Here is a 20,170-nt window from a genome sequence, read left to right as displayed (position 1 = left end):
GCGTAGTTTAGGATTTAAAGATAAAAAAGTAAAAGAGAAGTGATTTGCAAAACAAGAATTTAAATCAACCAAACAAGCCGGACCCATTTTCTTGGGTGAAAGTATTTCAAGCTGAAAATGGCTTAGAAGCAAATATTATTAAAGGGCTTTTACAAAGTAAGGGGATAGAATCTCAATTACAAGGTGAGCTTTTACAAGGAGCGCTTGGGGAGATCCCATTTGAACAAACGGGGGTTGATATACTTGTTTACGCATTAAAAGAGCGCCAGGCGCAAGAAATATTGCTAAACTACCGACAATTAAAACAATCGGCTCCTGACTGGGTATGCCCTAAGTGTCTTGAGCTTAACGGAGCAACATTTGAAATATGTTGGTCTTGTGGGACTGTAAAGAATGACGAAAGCGAATAATTTTCAACGTATTAGAGAATTAAACTATTTGCAAAAAGCAGTGTTAGGTGGAGCTTTACTTGAGCGTATGCTGCCTAATTACAGCTTATTTAGTGAAGCAACAGGGTTTGGTGATGCAGCGGTTTTTCGAAGCGCACTTAGTGTCTGCTGGGAAAAAATATTACTGCCAAAAAGTAAAATCAGCCTTGAAAAGCAAATTGAAAAAATAGAACCGAATGTGCCAGAGCTCACTGACTTTGATATGTTTGGGGCTTATCCGGCAATTGATACTGCTACAGCTCTGCTTGGTATGCTGCACGGTTTAATAGCTAAAGATGAACAAGAGTTTTTGAATATTAGTAAAATTTCACAGGCTTCAGTGGCTCGCTTTATTGAGTACCAACTAACAGTAGATGGTGAAGTGGCAGACAACAAAGCTGTCCGTGAACACCCTTTAATGCAATATGAAATTGATGTGCTTGCAGAGCTTATTGATTTTGTAGAGCAAATGGGCCGAATTACTTCAGAGAACGTAAAAGAGCTTAAACAACTAGCGGTTTCTGATGGCCAAACCAACATTGGTATTGCAATTTAATATTCAGTAATGCGTATTTTCACTGTAAAATGCGCATTTGTTTTTTCTTGGCGGAGTAATTGATGCGAATTTTAGGTATTGAATCATCATGTGATGAAACGGGTATTGCCATTTATGATGATGAACAAGGCTTATTAGCACATCAACTGTATAGCCAAGTAAAAGTGCATGCCGATTACGGCGGCGTGGTCCCTGAACTAGCTTCACGCGATCACGTACGTAAAACCTTACCTTTAATTGATGCGGCATTTGCGCAAGCTGGCTGTGGTCCAGAAGACTTAGATGGTATTGCTTACACCGCAGGGCCCGGACTTGTTGGTGCACTCTTGGTGGGAACCTCAATTGGTCGCTCACTGGCCTATGGCTGGAATATTCCAGCAGTCGCTGTGCATCATATGGAAGGCCACCTACTTGCGCCAATGCTAGAAGAAGACAAACCAGAGTTTCCGTTTATCGCGCTCTTAGTGTCTGGTGGTCATACCATGATGGTTAAAGTATCTGGTATTGGTGAGTATGAAGTATTAGGTGAGTCAGTTGATGACGCTGCAGGTGAAGCATTCGATAAAACAGCGAAGTTGTTAGGCCTTGATTATCCAGGTGGTCCACGTTTAGCAAAGCTTGCTGAGCAAGGCACACCAGAGCGTTTTGTGTTCCCGCGTCCGATGACCGATAAACCTGGCTTAGATTTTAGTTTTAGTGGTTTAAAAACAGCAGCGTCGCTCGCTATTCGTGATAGCGATGACGATGAGCAAACTAAAGCAGATATTGCCCATGCATTTCAAACAGCTGTTATTGATACCCTAATTATTAAATGTAAACGAGCTTTAAAACAAACAGGTATCAAACGTTTAGTTATTGCTGGTGGCGTGAGTGCTAACGTGCAATTACGTGCTCAACTAGAACGAGTTATGCAAGGTATGAAAGGGCGAGTGTATTACCCGCGCACAGAGTTTTGTACAGATAACGGTGCAATGATTGCTTATGCAGGTATGCAGCGTTTGAAAGCAGGTCAATTCGCGAGCCTCGATATGAAAACTAAGCCACGCTGGCCTATTGATTCACTCGAAGCGCTTTAATTTATAGCACTACTCTTGTTCAGGGGCTTTTTTCTTAGCCCCTATTTTAGGTTCTTCCCCAGCCATCAAGCGAGTAATATTTGCTCTGTGGCGGAAAATTATCAGTACGGTTAGAAAGGTAACAGGCAAAGTATACAAGGGCTTTATCCACCAGGTATAAAGAGGCGCTAATGAAACTGTTACCAGTGCCGCAAGTGATGAATAACGCGTGATAGCAACAATTAAGATCCAGGTTGCAATTAACATCCCACCTAGCGATAAACCAATAGGTAATAAAGTACCAAAGGCAGTTGCAACGGCTTTACCGCCTTTAAAACTAAAAAACAGTGGGTACATATGCCCTAGACAGGCTGCTACACCAATTAGACCTAACATTAGAGGATCTATTTTTAAAAAGTAGGCACCCCAAACTGGGATCGTCCCTTTTAAAATATCAAAGACAAGAACTAAAACAGCGGGGACTTTTCCGCCTAGGCGATAAACATTTGTTGCACCAGGGTTATTCGATCCATGACTGCGTGGGTCTGGTAGTTTAAACAGCCGTGATACAAGGATAGCGGAAGAGACCGATCCCAGTATGTAAGCTAAAACTAACATTAAAACTTCTAACACGCGCTTCCTTATTTTTTAATCTGCACTTTTGGGCTATCATTGGCGGCAAAACCATCTGCCGCTCTCATCGAGTAGAATGTACGCACCATATTGCAATGCATCTATCCGTTATTGTAGGGGTAATTTTTATATATTAAAACAGTATGACAGCTTATATAGCGCATTATTGAAATCAATAAGCGTTTAGGATGAGTATTGTTTTAAAATATTTATGTCACTTGGAGTATCAATGGACAAGGTATATATATCACAACTACATGTAGACACCATCATTGGCGTGTATGATTTTGAAAAAGAAAGTAAACAAAGCCTGTATTTTGATATCGAAATGTTATGTGATATTTCAGCCGCTGCGGCGACGGATGATATAAATTTAGCACTTGATTATGCCAAAGTGAGCGAGCGAGTTATTGAGCATACTACGGCAAAGCCTGTTGAGTTACTTGAGACCTTAGTTGAGCAATTGGCTGCATTGATCCTTAGTGAGTTTGCGACCAGTCAAGTGACTATTCGTGTGAGTAAGCCGGCTGCGGTACCACAAGCTAAAACGGTGGGAGTCGAAATCACCCGTCGTAAGGCTAACTGATTATGGCGCAAATTTTTATAAGTCTTGGCTCTAATGTTAATAAAGAGCACTACCTGAGACAGGCGCTTATTGCCCTAAAGCCTTACTTTCCTGACTATAAACACTCGTCAGTTTATGAGAGTGAGGCAGTTGGCTTTGCAGGGAACAATTTTTATAACTCTGTGATTGCTGCTCAAACCGATATGCCATTAACCGAACTGTGTAAACTTCTGAAGAAGATTGAACTTGATAACGGTCGCACCCGCGAGGATAAAAAATTTAGCCCGCGCACTTTAGATCTAGATTTATTGTTTTATGATGACATTATCTGCGATTCGCCTGCGCAGTTACCTCGTGACGAAATTACCAAAAATGCGTTTGTACTACAGCCATTAGCTGAAGTAGCCCCTAACTTTTTTCATCCCGTAGCTAAGCTAACTTTAGCTGAACTATGGAAAAATTATAACAATCCGCAACAAAAACTATGGAAGGTGGAGTTTTCTAACCCATGAGTATTATTGAGATAATTGTTCTAGCCTTAATTCAAGGATTGACTGAGTTTTTACCTATTTCGAGCTCAGCACATTTAATTTTACCCTCACAAGTTTTTGGCTGGCACGACCAAGGCTTAGCATTTGATGTGGCGGTTCACGTTGGTACTTTAGGTGCCGTGGTACTGTATTTCCGTAAAGAAGTAGTGGATATTCTTGGCGCTTGGTTTAAATCGTTTGGATCACAAGGCGCGACTGATGACAGCCGTTTAGGTTGGTGGATTATTGTTGCGACTATTCCTGCATTATTAATCGGTTATCTATTTAAAGACTTTGTAGAAAGCTACTCACGTAATGCCTGGGTTATTGCAACCTCGACTATCGTATTTGGTTTACTGCTTTGGTATGCCGATGCTAAAGCAAAACAAGTTAAGAATATTTACCAAGTAAACTTTTTTAGTGCGTTATTACTGGGTTTTTCGCAAGTGCTAGCGATGGTATTTCCGGGGACATCGCGTTCTGGTATTACCATTACAGTGGGTTTAATGCTGGGTCTTAACAAGCAAAGTGCTGCGCGTTTCTCGTTTTTAATGTCGATTCCGGTTATTGCAGCTGCAGGTTCATATTATGTGTATCAATTGGCAACAGCGGGTGAAGCGATTGATTGGCATGCTATTTTATTAGGCGCTGCATTATCATTTGTATCAGCGTATGCATGTATTTTCTTTTTCTTAAAAGTAATTGAGCGCATGGGCATGATGCCATTTGTTATCTACCGCTTACTATTAGGCGTTGGTTTGTTTGCATTCTTAATGCTGTAAAATAGGCGCTCACTTCAATTAAAAAACACCTCAAATTGAGGTGTTTTTTATGTTGGCTATTTGGCAAAAGTCTATTGCCGTGTAGTAATGGTAAGTAAAGCTTATATTTGGCATTATAACGCTTTATTTAAACTCTCATTCATTTTGCTCAGGACAGTAGATGCATATTCATATTCTTGGAATTTGTGGCACCTTTATGGGTGGTATTGCCGCAATCGCTAAATCGTTAGGTCATACCGTGACAGGCTCTGATCAAAATGTGTACCCACCGATGAGTACACAATTAGAAGAGCTAGGTATCACCCTAACCCAAGGTTATGACATTAGCCAACTAGATCCCGCGCCCGATATGGTAGTAATTGGTAATGCTATGAGCCGTGGCAACCCTTGTGTTGAATACGTGCTTGATAAAGGCTTGCCTTACACGTCAGGCCCTGAATGGTTAAAACATAATTTATTGCAAAACTCCTGGGTCTTAGCCGTAGCGGGTACCCATGGCAAAACAACCACAGCCAGTATGCTGGCATGGTTATTAGAATATGCGGGAATGAAGCCGGGATTTTTGATTGGTGGTATCGTTCAAAACTTTGGTGTGTCTGCTCGTATTGGCGAAACACCATTTTTTGTTATTGAAGCCGACGAATACGACACTGCTTTTTTCGATAAACGTAGTAAGTTTGTGCACTACTTACCGCGCACATTAATTCTAAATAATCTCGAATTTGATCATGCTGATATTTTTGAAGATTTAAACGCGATTAAAAAACAATTTCACCACTTGATGCGTACACTACCTAGTAGTGGCAAAGTTATTTGGCCTAGCCAAGACGAAGCTCTACAAGATGTGATTGAACGAGGCCTTTGGAGCGAGAGTGAAACACTCTTTGGCGATTGGGATTACCGTTTACTTAAAGCAGATGGTAGTGAATTTGAAGTGTTATTAAATTCACAAGTTCAAGGCGTTGTCAGCTGGCAAGCCATGGGTGAGCACAATGTGAAAAATGCCATTATGGCGATAGCGGCTGCAAGGCATGTAGGCATTGCCGTATCTGTCAGCATTGCAGGCCTAGCTGAGTTCATTTCTCCTAAGCGCCGCATGGAGCTCAAAGCTGACATCAACTCGATTAAAGTGTACGACGATTTTGCCCATCACCCAACGGCAATTGAAACAACCTTAGCAGGGCTTCGTGCAAAAGTGGGCACAGAGAAGATCATTGCTATTTTAGAGCCTCGCTCAAACACCATGAAAATGGGCGTGCATCAACAAACCTTGATTGATTCACTGAAAGCGGCCGATGAAGTGTATTTATTTGAGCCAGAAAATTTAAGCTGGTCGCTAAAAGAATACGCAGATAAAGCTGGGATGCATTGTAGCTCAAGCACTGAGGATATAATTGCTCAAGTCATCGCTAGTATCGCGCCTTCACAACATGTGTTAATTATGAGTAATGGTGGTTTTGAAGGTATTCATCAGCGTTTAATCACAGCACTTGAACAAAACTAATCAGTATCAGGAGCTTAACTGTATGCAATTTAAAGATAAAATAACATTAGCTTTTAGTGGTGCTTCAGGTGCTCCCTATGGCTTAAGGTTGTTAGAAGTATTACTTGAACAGCAGTTTCAGGTATATGTACTGATCTCAAGTGCAGCACGAGTAGTGCTTGATACAGAGTCAAATATCAAACTTTCGGGTAACGAAGAGAAAGCGACAGAACAACTCAGCACGCTTTTTAATGCAGCCCCTGAGCAACTTAAAGTATTTGGCAAAGATAATTGGTTTAGTCCTGTTGCGTCTGGCTCAGCAGCGCCGAAAAAAATGGTGGTTTGCCCTTGTAGCGCAGGGTCTGTCTCTGCAATTGCAGTGGGAGCATCAGATAACTTACTTGAACGTGCGGCAGATGTAGTTATTAAAGAGCGTGGTCAGCTAATTTTAGTCCCGCGCGAAACACCATTTAGCGAAATTCATCTTGAAAATATGTTGAAGCTAGCGCGACTAGGCGTAACGATTATGCCGGCGGCACCTGGTTTTTATCACCAACCTGAGCAGATTTCAGATTTGGTCGATTTTATGGTGGCGCGAATTTTAGATCATTTAAACATTGAACATACTTTGACGAAGCGTTGGGGTTATGGAGAGGGCAAACAGTGAGCGAAAAAACGATCGCATTAAATATTGAAGGCCTAAAAAAGGTTTATAAAAATGGTGTTGAAGCTGTAAAAGGTATTGATTTACAAGTTCAGCAAGGTGATTTCTTTGCCTTACTTGGCCCAAACGGTGCCGGTAAATCAACCACCATTGGTGTTATCTCATCTTTAGTGAACAAAAGTGCCGGTCGTGTACAGGTGTTTGGTCACGACATTGATAAAGATTTGGAAGCCGCTAAGTCTGAACTTGGCTTAGTGCCGCAAGAGTTTAACTTTAGTCAATTTGAAACACTTAACCAAATTTTGGTTAACCAAGCAGGTTATTACGGTGTACCAAGAAAGCTGGCCCATGAGCGAGCTGAAAAGTACTTAAAGCAGCTAGGTTTATTTGAGAAAAAAGATAAGCAAGCGCGCACCCTTTCAGGTGGTATGAAACGCCGTTTAATGATTGCTCGTGCACTGATGCATGAACCTAAATTGCTTATTTTAGATGAACCAACAGCAGGTGTTGATATTGAGCTACGCCGCTCTATGTGGGATTTTCTTCGCGAGATTAATAAGCAAGGTGTCACCATCATCTTGACTACCCACTATCTAGAAGAAGCTGAGCTGTTATGTAGAAACATCGCGATTATCGACAGCGGCGTGATTGTTGAAAACACCACCATTAAAGCCTTACTTGCCAAGCTTGATAAAGAAACCTTTGTACTTGACTTAAAGCAGCCTGTGCAGCCTATTAGCATTGCAGGTTACAAATATACACTGACTGATGACCACACTTTAGAAGTTGAAGTGGCGAAGTCTCAGGGCTTAAACCATGTATTTAGTGCACTGAGTGAGCAAGGTAACACAGTGCTTAGTATGCGAAATAAAGCAAACCGTTTAGAAGAGTTGTTTGTAGGATTATTAGAACAAGGGCGAGGCGAATAATGTTTAAATATGGAGTAGCGCTAAAAAGTATTTGGATCAAAGAGTGTATTCGCTTTTTACGTATTTGGGTGCAAACCTTAGTTCCGCCTGCAATCACGATGAGCCTGTATTTTGTGATTTTTGGTAATCTGATCGGTTCTCGTATTGGTGATATGGGTGGCTTTACTTATATGGAGTTTATTGTACCGGGTCTGATAATGATGTCGGTGATCACCAATTCGTACTCAAATGTTGCCTCGAGTTTTTATTCTACTAAATTCCAAAAAAGCATTGAAGAGCTATTAGTTGCGCCAGTGCCGAATTACATTATCGTACTAGGCTACATGGGTGGTGGTATGACGCGTGGCATGCTGGTTGGTTTAATTGTTAGCTGTGTCTCTTTGCTATTTGTTGATATTCAAATTCATAATATTTTTGTGATTATGGCTACGGTTATTTTAACGTCGGCTGTGTTTGCGTTAGGTGGACTTATTAACGCAATTTATGCTAATAGCTTCGATGATATTAGTATTATCCCGACCTTCATTTTAACGCCGCTGACCTATCTAGGTGGGGTGTTTTACTCTATCAGCCTGTTGCCAGAATTTTGGCAAGGTGTATCGCAAGTAAACCCAATTATTTACATGGTAAATGCATTTAGATATGGCTTCTTAGGTGTGTCGGATGTCGACTTATCGGTAGCATTTGGTGTACTTGCTTTATTTATTGTGGGTTTATTTACTTTAGCATTAACCCTTATTAAACGTGGTGTGGGGCTTAGACACTAATGACGGATGCAAATTCGAGAAGTATTGTATCGAATCAACCTGGCTTACATGAAAAGCTAGACGAAATAGTTTTAAAGCACTTAAGTGCTGAATTTAAAAAGCCGATTGCAGGGCATACGCAAGCGGCTTTTGATCAGGTCAATGAAAAGGTGCAAGCGTTTAGCGGACCTATCATTCTTGACTCGTGTTGTGGTGTTGGTGAAAGTACCGCTAATTTAGCAAAACATCACCCTGATGCGTTAGTGATTGGAATTGATAAATCATCACATCGTTTAGATAAACATGATATCGAATATAAGCAAACTGATGCAGGGCAGTATATTTTAGTGCAAGCTGACTTAAACGACTTTTGGCGTTTAGCGGTCGCTGCAAACTGGCAACCAAGCCATCATTACCTGCTGTATCCAAATCCATGGCCGAAAGCAAAACACTTGCAAAGAAGATGGCACGGCGCTGCTATCTTCCCATTTATCATTAAACTAGGTGGTCGTTTAGAGCTTAGGAGTAACTGGGATATTTACGTAAAGGAGTTTGCTCGCTCACTTGAACTTGCAGGGCATAAGTGCGATGTCCAGCAGTATGAAAGCGATACTGCAATTACTCCGTTTGAACGTAAATATTGGGCTAGTGGTCAACAAAGTCATCGTTTAGTGATTAATCTTTAATGAATGTAAGGAGTCGGCGGTGCAAAGTGGCTCCCTTGCATTAAAGTAACACCTGCTCGAGCAAGTGCCTGTGCTATTTGCTCGTTATCAACTTGCTCAGCAATCACATCTAACTTTAGTTGCTGAGCATATTTTACCAAGTTCTCAATAAACAGATAGTTATCTGTATTAGTATGAATTTGGCTCACTAACCCTTTATCAAGTTTTAAACCATCAATTTCGAGCTTTCTGATGTGTGGCAAGCTTGAAAAGCCCGTGCCGAATTCATTGATAATAACCTGAGCCCCTTTATTTTTTAGAATATTAATAAAGGTTTTTACTTCACTAAAGTAAGCAATGGCATCACGCTCATAAAACTGAAAAATAATATTGTGGGGCTGCGGGTAGCGCCTTAGCTGAAGTTCTAAAAACTCGCTTAAACTTGGATCAAGAATATCTTGTGCGGTAATATTGATACTCCAACACACATTGGTTTTTCTAAACTGCTCAATGCATCGGGTAAACATAGTACGCCTTAAAAGACCATCCATACGTGAGCGTTTCAGCACCATCATAAAGTAATCAGGTGTATGGATACGACCTGTAGCACTGGCCATTCTGGCTAGGCACTGGTAATGATTAATATGTTTCCTTTGGCTGTCATAGACTGCTTGAAAATAAGGCACGATGCGATTGTTATCGAAGGCTTCTTTCACTTCTTTGGCAAGCGTAACGTTATTTCTAAATTGCTCTTCAACTTGTTTAAAGATATTTTCATAACGCACAATACGTTGATTATTTAGTTTTGCTTGCTGTAATGCAACGTGGGCGTTCTCTATAAGCATTGATTTATTACCTGTGGCAATTCCCGCATACAAGCTCACGTAGATATAAGGCTCTTTTAACGCTGGAATTGCATAGTTAAAGGCATTAATTACATCATCTATATTGCGTTCATCACTATGAGTTTGCAATAACGCAATTTTATTGGTTGCTAAACGATAGACAAGTCCTTCGCTAGGTATCCTTAATTGAAAATAGCCAAGCAAGTTAGCCATCACTTTGTCGCTAACTTCACTGCCATAAAAGCTGCTAATATCTTCTAGTTCGTTAATAACAATTACTGCCAGCTCCATGCGATGCTTGGTGGTTCTTTTTATGTAGTATTCAAGTGCTACATGATTTGCAAAACCTGTACGCGCATCAGTTGAGAGCGAGCGTTTTAACTGTAAAAAATAGAGCCCTGCAATTAATGCTGCAATAAAGAAAAAAAAGCAGCCGGTAATCATCGCTCGTGAAACACTGTGTTGCAGTTGCTGATTTAAGTCACTAATGGTTATGTCGGCACCAGTGATGTAAGTGTGACCATTATCATCGACAAAAGTCACAAAGATGCTTTTAAAATAGCCCCATTGATCTTTTGAAATTTCGAATACAGGCTCAGTAGAAAAAAATGCCTCTTTGTTAAGTTCAGTCGCTTCAGGATAGGCATCTAAAAATTGTGTAACACGACCATTATTTTGATCTTTTTGTGTGTAACTAGATGCACTAAAGTACACTTTGTCATCACGAAGTACCATGGCGTAAACATAGGCAAGTTGCATTTGTTTTGCATATTCAGAAAGGGCACGACTTTTTTCTTTATACATTGATGCGGAGATAGGTAAACCTGCATTGACTATATTGTGGTAGTCATCACCGAGGATATGTCTGACACTGACCGCGGCATTGAACAATTTACTATCGATATTCGCCATGATCTCGCTACGCGAAGTTTCATAGGTGTAATAGATATAGCCAAATAAGCTAATAAAAAATGCGGCGAAGCCATATAGTAGCCAACTGGTTTTTTGCAATCCTTTGGGCATAGACGTTCCCTTAGCAGTTATCACTTGATTATACTAAAAAAACATTTGTCTGATAGTAGAAAATAACCGTAAATTTCATTAACGGTTCACTTTTTTGTCATCGAAATTAGGGCTTTTTTGCTTTATACGAGACATTTTCGTGATATTCCAGTAAAGTTAGCCAATTTCGTAGAAACAGTGCCGCAAAAGTGCTCTCTTAGGTGTTCCATCATCGGGTGCATTTTTAGCTGCTAATTATGGGTATTAGGATGGATCAAAAGCGTTGTGCCGTCGCCTCTAAAGAAAGCTTGATTCGTATTTTTACGGTGCCAGAAGCACCAGACTCGACATTAAGTAAAATCGAATCTGAAATTTCTAGTAATTTAGCTGGGTTCTTGAATGAGAACATAGCTGCAATTGAAAAGCCTTTGCACGAAATTGAAAAAGACTTTCAAACGGCCACTATTCCAGAAGAGCCAACTTTTGTTTCTGATTATGCTCAAGACATTATGGAGCAGTTAGTTGCTCATTCTGTTCATACAGCTGCACCAAGCTTCATTGGTCATATGACCTCAGCGTTACCGCATTTTGTATTACCGCTTTCTAAGTTAATGGTAGGTCTTAACCAAAATTTAGTAAAAATTGAAACCTCAAAGGCATTCACCCCACTTGAAAGACAAGTCTTAGGGATGATGCATCACCTAGCTTATGGCGAAGCTGAGAGTTTTTATAGCAAGTGGATGCACAGTGCAAAAACCTCTTTAGGCGCATTTTGCTCAGGCGGAACCGTAGCTAACATTACTGCGTTATGGATTGCTCGCAACCGCTTATTGAAAGCCGATGGCGATTATAAAGGTATTGCAGCACAGGGATTAATCGCTGGGATGCTGCACTATGGTTACAAAGGCTTAGCGGTACTGGTTTCTGAGCGAGGTCACTATTCATTAGGCAAGACTGTTGATTTGCTAGGTATTGGTCGCGATAACATTGTCGCAATTGCGACAGGCGAAAATAATAAAGTTGATGTCGATGCTATGCGCAAAAAAGCCCATGAACTGGAAGCGTCTGGTATAAAGGTAATGGCACTCGTTGGTGTTGCTGGGACGACAGAAACTGGCAGCATAGACCCGCTAAATGAAATGGCTGATTTAAGCGAAGAGCTTGGCTGTCATTTTCATGTGGACGCCGCATGGGGTGGGTCAACCTTACTTTCTTCAAACTATCGCCATCTTTTAAGCGGTATTGAACGTGCTGACTCAATTACTATTGATGCGCATAAACAAATGTATGTGCCAATGGGCGCGGGTCTTGTGTTATTTAAAGACCCCGCTGCGACAGATGCTATTGAGCATCATGCTGAATATATTCTTCGTAAAGGCTCTAAAGATTTAGGTAGTCATACATTAGAGGGAAGCCGCCCAGGTATGGCAATGTTAGTGCATGCTTGCTTACGTGTTATTGGCCGTAAAGGCTACGAGATGTTGATTGACCGTAGTATTGTTAAAGCGCGCACTTTTGCCGAAATGATCAAACAAGATGAAGATTTTGAGTTAATCTCTGAACCTGAGCTGTGCCTATTAACATATCGTTACGTTCCAAAAGAAATTCAAGCTAAGCTCAAAGGTGCTAACGAAGAAACTAAATTAGATATTTACGCTTCGTTGAATCGCTTCACTGCAAGTATGCAAAAGCGCCAGCGTGAAGCTGGACGCTCTTTTGTATCTCGTACTCGTTTAACACCAGCAAAATATGACCATCAACCCACCGTGGTTTTTCGTGTCGTATTAGCCAATCCATTAACCTCAAAAGCTATTCTAAAAGATATTTTAGCGGAGCAAAAAGAGCTAGCGAAAACTGACCCAGTATTTAAAAAGTACTTAAGTAAATATATGAGTTAGTGATAAAAAAGGAGCATGATGCTCCTTTTTTAATTAGTCGTTAAAGCAGCTAGCTTTAATCATGTTACTGATAATCGCTTGCGAAGGTTTGATTTTTTCCATCGCTAAAAACTCATCTGGTTGGTGAGCTTGGTTAATTGAGCCTGGCCCCATGACAATTGTTTCGCAGCCAAGTTGTTGAATAAAAGGGGCTTCTGTACAATAGTTTACAGCGACAGCTGGCTGACCGGAGACTTTTTCGGCCAGTTTCACAAGTGCAGTATCTGTACTTCCGCTAAACGCAGGGATTGGTTCATGCATATCGATAACACTCACTGCGTTGGGGTATTGAGTATTAATTTCCTCTGCGGCACTAAGCAAAATCGCTTGTAGTTCTTGTACACTTAAACCGGGTAACGGTCGCATATCAATATGCATTTCACAGCAGCCGCAAATGCGGTTGGCATTATCACCGCCATGAATATGGCCAAGGTTCAAAGTAGGGTACGGAATTTCAAAGTGTTCTACTGAATATTTATTCTTTAATTCTTCTTTTATGATTAACAATTTTGTAATCATTTTATGCATGACTTCGATGGCGTTCAAACCTCGTTCAGGATCTGAGCTATGGCCCGAGCGACCAATTACGCGAATAGCTGTACTCATATGACCTTTATGTGTAAATACCGGAGTCATATCTGTTGGCTCACCAATAATACAGCGTGCAGGTTTTAAGTTCGGGTGACGGCAGATTTGCTGTGCACCCGCCATTGTAGTTTCTTCATCGGCTGTGGCTAGAATTAATAGAGGCTCAGTTTGCTTGCTTGCATCAAGTTCGCTAATAGCTTGCAGTACGAAAGCAAAAAAGCCTTTCATATCAATACTACCTAAACCATAAAGTTTATTGTTATCTTCGCTGAGTTTGAACGGATCATAATTCCAACGACTATCATCAAATGGTACAGTGTCAGTATGGCCGGCAAGCATTAAACCGCCGTCTCCTTCACCACGTCTAGCTAATAAGTTGTAACGCCCTTTACCGTTTTCAAGCTCTGTGATTTCACATGTAAACCCAAGGCTTTCGCACCACTGTGCGAGCAAGGTAATAACCCCTTTATTGCTCATGCACAAAGAATCTTCAATCGCGCTAATTGAAGGAGCAGCAATTAGCTGCTGATACATAGATAAAAAAGAGGGTAGCGACATAAAAAAATCCAAAAATAATTATTCAATCTAATTGCATAACAATATAAAAGTATTTATGATGAATATCAATTCACTTTTTAAGCATAAATATTAGTAAAGCTTTACGATGAACACGAAACGACGATAACCTGATTTCATTACTTTAGACAGTGTTTTTATTCGCATTTGAGCGAGTATTTTTAGGCGTATCGATAAATAGATTGAATAGGTAAAAGTAAGCAATGAATGTAGTGATTATTGGCGCAAGTGGTTATAGCGGCGCAGAGCTAGCAAGTTTAGTTGCTAAGCACCCAAAACTGACCCTGAAAGCATGTTATGTATCTGAAGGAAGCTTAGATAAAGGCAAATTATTAAGCGATTTATATCCAGAGCACCTTGGATTGTTAGAGTATCCACTACAGCCTCTGACTGCCCAAGCGTATAAGGATATCGAAAGTAATGCGGACTATGTATGTCTATGTACAGATCACAAGGTAAGCGTTGACCTTGCACCACAATTTTTAGCCATGGGTAAAAAAGTATTCGACCTGTCTGGTGGTTTCCGTTTAGCTGGGAATGAGGATTACCTAACTTATTACGGTTTCGCACATGAACACCCTGAGCTTTTAGAGCAAGCGGCTTATGGCTTAGCTGAATGGAATAGCGATGCTATAAGTAAAGCAAAGCTTGTTGCTGTAGCAGGTTGTTACCCAACAGCAGCACTCAATTCTTTAAAACCACTTAAAGAAGCTGGTTTATTAGCTGAGCAAGCCATTATTGTTAATGCTGTGTCTGGAGTTACTGGCGCAGGTAGAAAAGCCAGTGTTAATACGCATTTTTGTGAAGTATCACTTGCCCCTTATGGTTTATTTAATCACAGACACACACCTGAGATTGAGCAGCACCTTGGTCACCCTGTGTTATTCACCCCTCATTTAGGTAATTTCCCCCGTGGAATTTTAGAAACTATTTATGTGCAATTAAAGCCAGGTGTGACAGCAGAGCAAGTGGATGCAGCATATCAAGTGTTAGCTAATGAGCCTTTAATCCGTTTACTTGGAAATAAAGTTCCAAGTATTAAAGGCGTGGCTAAACAACCATTTGTTGATATTGCATGGCAACAAAAAGGTGAACAACTCATTGTTATGTCAGCAATTGATAACCTATTAAAAGGCGCGGCTGGGCAAGCATTACAGTGTATTAATTTAGCTATGGGTGAACCTCACCACACTGGTTTAGTAGGAGCGCTGTAATGAAAACTTGGATCATTAAAGTCGGTGGTGCTGTGCTAAATAGCGCTGATGCTGCAAAAGCTCTTTTTGATGTTTTAGCCACTGAGCAACAAGATAACTTTGTCATTGTGCATGGTGGTGGAGCTTTGGTTGATGCTTGGCTTAAAGACGCAGGCTTTGTAACAGCAAAACATCAAGGCTTACGTATTAGCCCAAATGAGCAAATGCCTTATATTGTTGGCGCCCTGGCAGGTTGTGCCAATAAACAATTGATGAGTCAAGCAATCAGCGCTGGCCACAAACCTGTGGGTTTAAGCCTTTATGAAGCGGGTGTACTGGTATCTGAAAAACTTAAAGTATTGGCGCAAGTTGGCCAGTGTTCAGGTAGTTGTGACAGCGTATTGCCAAGCTTACTTGGGCAAGGTCGTTTACCACTGGTGAGCTCTATTGGCTTTGGCGAAGATGGTCAATGGTACAACGTCAATGCGGATGAAGCCGCGGCGGCTATTGCTAAAGAACTCGATGCAGAACTTATTTTTATGACTGACGTAGAAGCTGTGCTTGATGCAAATAAGCAGCCACTACATCACCTTAATACGCAGCAAATCGAAACACTAATCCTTGAAGGAGTTATTCAGGGCGGGATGGAGGTCAAAGTAAAGACCAGCCTTCTTGCTGCCCAACATTTACGACGTGGTGTGTATATCTCCAGCTGGCTAAAGCCAGAAAATTTAGTCGCCTTATTAAAAGGCGAGCATGTAGGAACAAAAATTACACCATAGGTATTTCATGTTAAAAAATTTCTTAAACGGTCTTGAATTAGACCAAAAGGGCGCTCTTAAATTACTTAATTTAGCGCAAAAAATTAAAGCAAATCCAGCAGACTTTAGCCAAGCATTAGCAGGCAAATCTGTCGTTACACTTTTTGAAAAACCAAGTTTACGTACTCGTTTATCATTTGATATAGGTATTAATAAACTGGGTGGTCACGCGGTTTATCTAGATTCACAAAACGGTGCTATGGGTGGTCGTGAATCGGTTAAAGACTTTGCTCTCAATATGTCAGCTTGGGCTGATGGCATTGTTGCTCGCGTGTATGCACACAAAACATTGACTACGCTTGCTGAGTATTCATCTGTGCCTGTAGTGAATAGCTTATGTGATTTATATCACCCATGCCAAGCACTTGCAGACTTTTTGACGCTACAAGAAGTACATGGCGACGTAAGTAAGCTTAAGCTTGCTTACTTAGGTGAAGGTAACAACGTAACACACTCTCTCATGTTATTAGCTGCCACGTTAGGCACTGATTTTGTAGCTGTTTGTCCTAAAGGTAGCTCACCGGATTCACAAATTCTTAAGCAAGCAGAGCAAATTGCAGCGATGAATGGTGCTTCGGTAATGGTCAGTGACAGAATTGAGGCGGCAGTCGGAGCAAATGCAGTCTATGCTGATACCTGGGTTTCAATGGGTGATAAAACACCGCTTGAGCAGGTGAAAGCTAAATATATGCCTTATCAGCTCAATCAAGCCCTATTAGAGAAAACGGGTGCGCAAACTGTACTGCATTGTCAGCCAGCGCATCGTGAGTTTGAAATTACCTCTGAGGTAATGGATGGCCCAGCATCAAAAATTATTCAACAAGCAGAGAATCGTATGCACGCGCAAAATGCTCTACTTGTCACATTATTAAATCCAAATTTTGTTTAAGGAACACCAATGAGTTCAATTAAAAAAGTCGTATTAGCCTATTCTGGTGGTCTTGATACATCGGCAATTGTGCCATGGTTAAAAGAAAACTACGGCTGTGAAGTAATCGCGTTTGTTGCTGATGTAGGCCAAGGTGCTGAAGAGCTTGAAGGCGTTGAAGAAAAAGCAATTGCTTCGGGTGCCTCAGAGTGCCACATCGTTGACTTAAAAGACGAAATGGTAAGTGACTATATTTACCCAACATTAAAAACGGGTTCTATTTACGAAGGCACTTATTTACTAGGTACGTCTATGGCACGTCCGATTATTGCTAAAGCACAGGTTGAAATTGCCCGTAAAGTAGGTGCTGATGCGCTTTCGCATGGTTGTACAGGTAAAGGTAATGATCAGGTACGTTTTGAATCATGTTTCGCAGCCCTTGCACCAGATCTAAAAGTCATTGCACCATGGCGTGAGTGGGACTTATCAAGTCGTGAATCATTACTTGATTACTTAGCAGAGCGTAATATTCCGTGCTCTGCATCTGCGACAAAAATCTATAGTCGTGATGCTAACGCATGGCACATTTCTCACGAAGGTGGAGAGCTTGAAGATCCATGGTGTCAACCAAGTGAGCAAGTATGGACTTGGACAAACTCACCTGAGCAAGCGCCTAATGAAGCAGAATATGTGACATTAAATGTTGTTGAAGGTGAAGTGGTTGCTGTAAATGGCGAGTCACTTAAACCATATGACTGCTTAGTTAAATTAAACGACATTGCTGCGCCACATGGTGTAGGTCGTGTTGATATTGTAGAAAACCGTTTAGTCGGTATGAAGTCTCGTGGCTGTTATGAAACACCAGGGGGCACAGTGATCATGGCTGCTCTTCAAGCGATTGACGAGCTAGTATTAGACAAATCAAGCCGTAAGTGGAAAGAAGTACTTGGTGGTGAGTTCTCTCACTTAGTCTACGACGGTCGTTGGTTTACACCATTAAAAGACTCGATTCTAGCTGGTGCTGAATCACTGTCTAAGTTAGCAACCGGTGAAGTGGTGCTTAAGCTTTATAAAGGCCAAGTAACTGCGGTACAGAAAAAATCACCGAATAGCTTATACAGTGAAGATTTCGCAACCTTCGGTGAAGATGATGTATATGATCAATCACATGCAGAAGGCTTCATTCGTTTATTCTCGCTATCAAGCAGAATCTCAGCACTAACGAAAAAGTAATTTAATTATTGCCCTGCACGGCAGGGCAATAGCCGAATTTGGAGACAGTTCAATGGCACTATGGGGCGGACGTTTTTCTACGGGTCCAGATGAAGCGTTTAAACAATTCAACGATTCACTTCCTTTTGATTATCAACTTGCAGAGCAAGACATTATTGGTTCAGTTGCTTGGGCAGGAGCGTTAAAACAAGTTAACGTACTTAATCAGCAAGAATACGATGACCTAGTTGCAGCACTTAATAAGCTGCTAGATGAGGTTAAAGCAAATCCACAAGCAGTAGCTGTCGCAGGGCATGAAGACATTCATTCTTATGTTGAGTCAGCGCTAATTGATAAAGTGGGCGACCTAGCTAAAAAGTTACATACAGGTCGTAGTCGTAATGACCAAGTCGCGACCGATTTCCGCTTATGGTGTCGTGATACAGCTGAGCATATTCTTGAAGCAATCGCAGAGCTGAAAGGTGAGTTTATTGCCTTGGCTGAGCGTGAACTAGGCACTATCTTACCAGGTTACACACACCTACAGCGTGCACAACCTGTATTATTTAGCCACTGGTGCATGGCCTATGTTGAAATGCTTGAACGTGATGAAAGCCGTTTAACCGATGCTAAAAATCGTATGAATTATTGCCCTCTTGGTAGTGGTGCTTTAGCTGGAACGGCGTACCCAATTGATAGGCAGATTCTTGCCGAAGGGTTAGGTTTTACCGGTGCAACACGTAATAGCCTTGATGCAGTATCTGATCGTGACTTTGTGGTTGAGCTACTAAGCTGTGCATCAATTTCAATGATTCACTTATCGCGTATGGCAGAAGACTTAATTTTCTATAACTCTGGTGAAGCAGGCTTTATTGAGCTTTCTGATGGGGTAACATCAGGCTCTTCACTTATGCCGCAGAAGAAAAACCCAGATGCTCTTGAGTTAATCCGTGGTAAAACAGGCCGTGTTTTTGGTGCATTCAGTGCAATGATGATGACACTTAAAGCGCTACCACTTGCTTATAACAAAGATATGCAAGAGGACAAAGAAGGCTTATTTGATGCAATGCCGACCTGGTTGGCATGTATTCATATGGCACAGGCGTGTATCAAAGGCATCAAAGTTAATGCTGATAAAACATTAGCGGCAGCAAAAGGTGGTCACTCAAATGCGACTGAACTTGCTGACTATTTAGTGGCTAAAGGTATTCCATTTAGAGAAGGTCATCATATTGTTGGTACGCTCGTGCAAATGGCTATTGCACAAGGGAATAACTTAGAAGATTTAAGTTTAGAGCAATTTAAGTCTGTGCATAGCATTTTCGAGTCAGATGTATATGCTGTATTAGAAATAGACGCCTGCATTAAAGCAAGACAAGCACAGGGTGGCACCTCTATCGAGCAAGTAACGAGTGCCATTAAATACGCAAAAAAAAACAGCAAATAGCGGTACGTGACGCAACCTTAAATGATGTTGAGTCTATTGCTAAGCTAATTCAGCATTGGGCAACGGTAGGTGAAAATCTACCACGGGCTAAGAGCGATATGATTCACTCAATTAATGAGTTTGCTGTCACTGAAGTTGAAAACCAAGTGGCTGGCTGTGCCTCGCTATATATTTACGATACAGGTCTTGCTGAAATTCGTTCGCTTGGTGTGAGCCCTGAATCACGTATTGCTGGGCAGGGGCGTCGACTTGTTGAACATTTGCTTAAAAAAGCTAAAAGCTTGGCGCTTAGTCGCGTAATTGTTCTGACGCGGGTGCCAGAGTTCTTTGCAAGCCAAGGCTTTATCTTTTGTAGTAAAGATAGTTTGCCAGAAAAAGTGATCAAAGATTGCGAGCTTTGTCTTCGCAAAGATAATTGCGATGAAGTAGCGATGGAATATATTTTAAAGCCAAGTAATAGCGCGGTGATCCCGTGTAAACACGTGGCTTAATTTCCCTGGATAAGAAAAGCGCACGGTTACCCCTGTGCGTTTTTTTATGCCTGAAATTTTGGTTTATTAACTTTTATGATCAAAAAAGATCACTTTTAGAAAAGTTGGATCGTTAATTGCTTTTATTATCGACGCGGCGACAATGTCGCGTTAA

At 41.2% G+C, this 20,170-nt stretch carries 19 protein-coding genes and 1 pseudogene; 17 read left to right on the top strand and 3 right to left on the bottom strand.

The window, feature by feature from the left end:
* Window positions 1-44 precede the first annotated feature (44 nt).
* From QUE86_RS04720 to tsaD, 3 genes are all read left to right on the top strand, one after another.
* Window positions 45-410, top strand: a complete 366-nt coding sequence (locus tag QUE86_RS04720; RefSeq protein WP_130050641.1) for a putative signal transducing protein — start codon at window positions 45-47, stop codon at window positions 408-410.
* Window positions 394-984 (top strand): YjaG family protein, encoded by a 591-nt coding sequence (locus QUE86_RS04715; RefSeq protein WP_130050642.1) that lies wholly within the window; start codon window positions 394-396, stop codon window positions 982-984. The genes QUE86_RS04720 and QUE86_RS04715 overlap by 17 nt, the downstream gene beginning before the upstream one ends.
* A gap of 62 nt (window positions 985-1,046) precedes the next feature.
* Entirely contained in the window at window positions 1,047-2,060 is a 1,014-nt protein-coding gene (gene tsaD / locus QUE86_RS04710) for a tRNA (adenosine(37)-N6)-threonylcarbamoyltransferase complex transferase subunit TsaD (RefSeq protein ID WP_054560954.1), read from the top strand.
* A gap of 9 nt (window positions 2,061-2,069) precedes the next feature.
* Here the strand turns inward: tsaD and plsY are convergent, their stop codons facing one another.
* Window positions 2,070-2,672 (bottom strand): glycerol-3-phosphate 1-O-acyltransferase PlsY, encoded by a 603-nt coding sequence (plsY, locus tag QUE86_RS04705; protein WP_130050643.1) that lies wholly within the window; start codon window positions 2,670-2,672, stop codon window positions 2,070-2,072.
* 229 nt (window positions 2,673-2,901) lie between these two features.
* Between plsY and folB the strand changes: the two genes are divergently transcribed.
* The 8 genes from folB (at window position 2,902) to trmB (ending at window position 9,057) form a co-directional block, all read left to right on the top strand.
* Window positions 2,902-3,258, top strand: a complete 357-nt coding sequence (gene folB / locus QUE86_RS04700) for a dihydroneopterin aldolase (protein ID WP_178927383.1) — start codon at window positions 2,902-2,904, stop codon at window positions 3,256-3,258.
* A 2-nt stretch (window positions 3,259-3,260) separates the two neighbouring features.
* Window positions 3,261-3,749 carry a 2-amino-4-hydroxy-6-hydroxymethyldihydropteridine diphosphokinase gene (gene folK, locus QUE86_RS04695; RefSeq protein ID WP_130050645.1) on the top strand — a complete coding sequence of 163 codons (489 nt, stop codon included), beginning with the start codon at window positions 3,261-3,263 and terminating at the stop codon, window positions 3,747-3,749.
* Window positions 3,746-4,549 carry an undecaprenyl-diphosphate phosphatase gene (locus QUE86_RS04690; RefSeq protein WP_239977583.1) on the top strand — a complete coding sequence of 268 codons (804 nt, stop codon included), beginning with the start codon at window positions 3,746-3,748 and terminating at the stop codon, window positions 4,547-4,549. The genes folK and QUE86_RS04690 overlap by 4 nt, the downstream gene beginning before the upstream one ends.
* Window positions 4,550-4,709: 160 nt before the next feature.
* Window positions 4,710-6,053, top strand: a complete 1,344-nt coding sequence (gene mpl, locus QUE86_RS04685) for a UDP-N-acetylmuramate:L-alanyl-gamma-D-glutamyl-meso-diaminopimelate ligase (protein ID WP_250661193.1) — start codon at window positions 4,710-4,712, stop codon at window positions 6,051-6,053.
* A 22-nt stretch (window positions 6,054-6,075) separates the two neighbouring features.
* Complete coding sequence (locus QUE86_RS04680) at window positions 6,076-6,699, top strand: flavin prenyltransferase UbiX (protein ID WP_167658531.1); 624 nt, start codon at window positions 6,076-6,078, stop codon at window positions 6,697-6,699.
* The gene (locus tag QUE86_RS04675) at window positions 6,696-7,625 is read left to right on the top strand and encodes an ABC transporter ATP-binding protein (protein ID WP_286259508.1); all 930 of its coding nucleotides are present in this window, start codon (window positions 6,696-6,698) and stop codon (window positions 7,623-7,625) included. Before QUE86_RS04680 ends, QUE86_RS04675 begins: the two co-directional genes overlap by 4 nt.
* Window positions 7,625-8,392: an ABC transporter permease gene (locus QUE86_RS04670; protein WP_130050650.1), complete on the top strand. Its 768-nt coding sequence runs from the start codon at window positions 7,625-7,627 to the stop codon at window positions 8,390-8,392. Before QUE86_RS04675 ends, QUE86_RS04670 begins: the two co-directional genes overlap by 1 nt.
* Window positions 8,392-9,057, top strand: coding sequence for a tRNA (guanine(46)-N(7))-methyltransferase TrmB (gene trmB / locus QUE86_RS04665; RefSeq protein ID WP_178927379.1), 666 nt, complete (start codon window positions 8,392-8,394; stop codon window positions 9,055-9,057). The genes QUE86_RS04670 and trmB overlap by 1 nt, the downstream gene beginning before the upstream one ends.
* On the opposite strand, the gene QUE86_RS04660 is transcribed toward trmB, so the two are convergent.
* Entirely contained in the window at window positions 9,054-10,904 is a 1,851-nt protein-coding gene (locus tag QUE86_RS04660) for a bifunctional diguanylate cyclase/phosphodiesterase (protein ID WP_286259505.1), read from the bottom strand. The two genes, trmB and QUE86_RS04660, sit on opposite strands and share 4 nt — an antisense overlap.
* A 248-nt stretch (window positions 10,905-11,152) precedes the next feature.
* On the opposite strand from QUE86_RS04660, the gene panP reads away from it, so the two are divergent.
* On the top strand, window positions 11,153-12,781 hold the full coding sequence (panP, locus tag QUE86_RS04655) for a pyridoxal-dependent aspartate 1-decarboxylase PanP (protein WP_130050653.1): 1,629 nt from the start codon (window positions 11,153-11,155) through the stop codon (window positions 12,779-12,781).
* 33 nt (window positions 12,782-12,814) lie between these two features.
* Here panP and argE read toward each other — a convergent pair whose 3' ends face one another.
* Window positions 12,815-13,966, bottom strand: a complete 1,152-nt coding sequence (gene argE / locus QUE86_RS04650; protein ID WP_130050654.1) for an acetylornithine deacetylase — start codon at window positions 13,964-13,966, stop codon at window positions 12,815-12,817.
* Window positions 13,967-14,187: 221 nt separating this feature from the next.
* On the opposite strand from argE, the gene argC reads away from it, so the two are divergent.
* The 5 genes and pseudogenes from argC to argH all read left to right on the top strand — a co-directional run bounded on the left by argC (window position 14,188) and on the right by argH (window position 20,016).
* Complete coding sequence (gene argC, locus QUE86_RS04645) at window positions 14,188-15,198, top strand: N-acetyl-gamma-glutamyl-phosphate reductase (RefSeq protein WP_130050655.1); 1,011 nt, start codon at window positions 14,188-14,190, stop codon at window positions 15,196-15,198.
* Complete coding sequence (gene argB / locus QUE86_RS04640; RefSeq protein WP_130050656.1) at window positions 15,198-15,959, top strand: acetylglutamate kinase; 762 nt, start codon at window positions 15,198-15,200, stop codon at window positions 15,957-15,959. The genes argC and argB overlap by 1 nt, the downstream gene beginning before the upstream one ends.
* A 7-nt stretch (window positions 15,960-15,966) precedes the next feature.
* The gene (locus QUE86_RS04635) at window positions 15,967-16,887 is read left to right on the top strand and encodes an ornithine carbamoyltransferase (protein WP_130050657.1); all 921 of its coding nucleotides are present in this window, start codon (window positions 15,967-15,969) and stop codon (window positions 16,885-16,887) included.
* A 9-nt stretch (window positions 16,888-16,896) separates the two neighbouring features.
* Window positions 16,897-18,099 carry an argininosuccinate synthase gene (locus tag QUE86_RS04630; protein WP_130050658.1) on the top strand — a complete coding sequence of 401 codons (1,203 nt, stop codon included), beginning with the start codon at window positions 16,897-16,899 and terminating at the stop codon, window positions 18,097-18,099.
* A gap of 52 nt (window positions 18,100-18,151) precedes the next feature.
* A pseudogene (gene argH, locus QUE86_RS04625) lies at window positions 18,152-20,016 on the top strand (argininosuccinate lyase).
* The last annotated feature ends 154 nt before the right edge of the window (window positions 20,017-20,170 follow it).

Source organism: Pseudoalteromonas apostichopi (assembly GCF_030297135.1).
Classification (GTDB): domain Bacteria; phylum Pseudomonadota; class Gammaproteobacteria; order Enterobacterales; family Alteromonadaceae; genus Pseudoalteromonas; species Pseudoalteromonas apostichopi.
The sequence above is the reverse complement of the archived record's forward strand: the minus strand, read 5'-3'. Positions and strand labels throughout refer to the sequence as shown.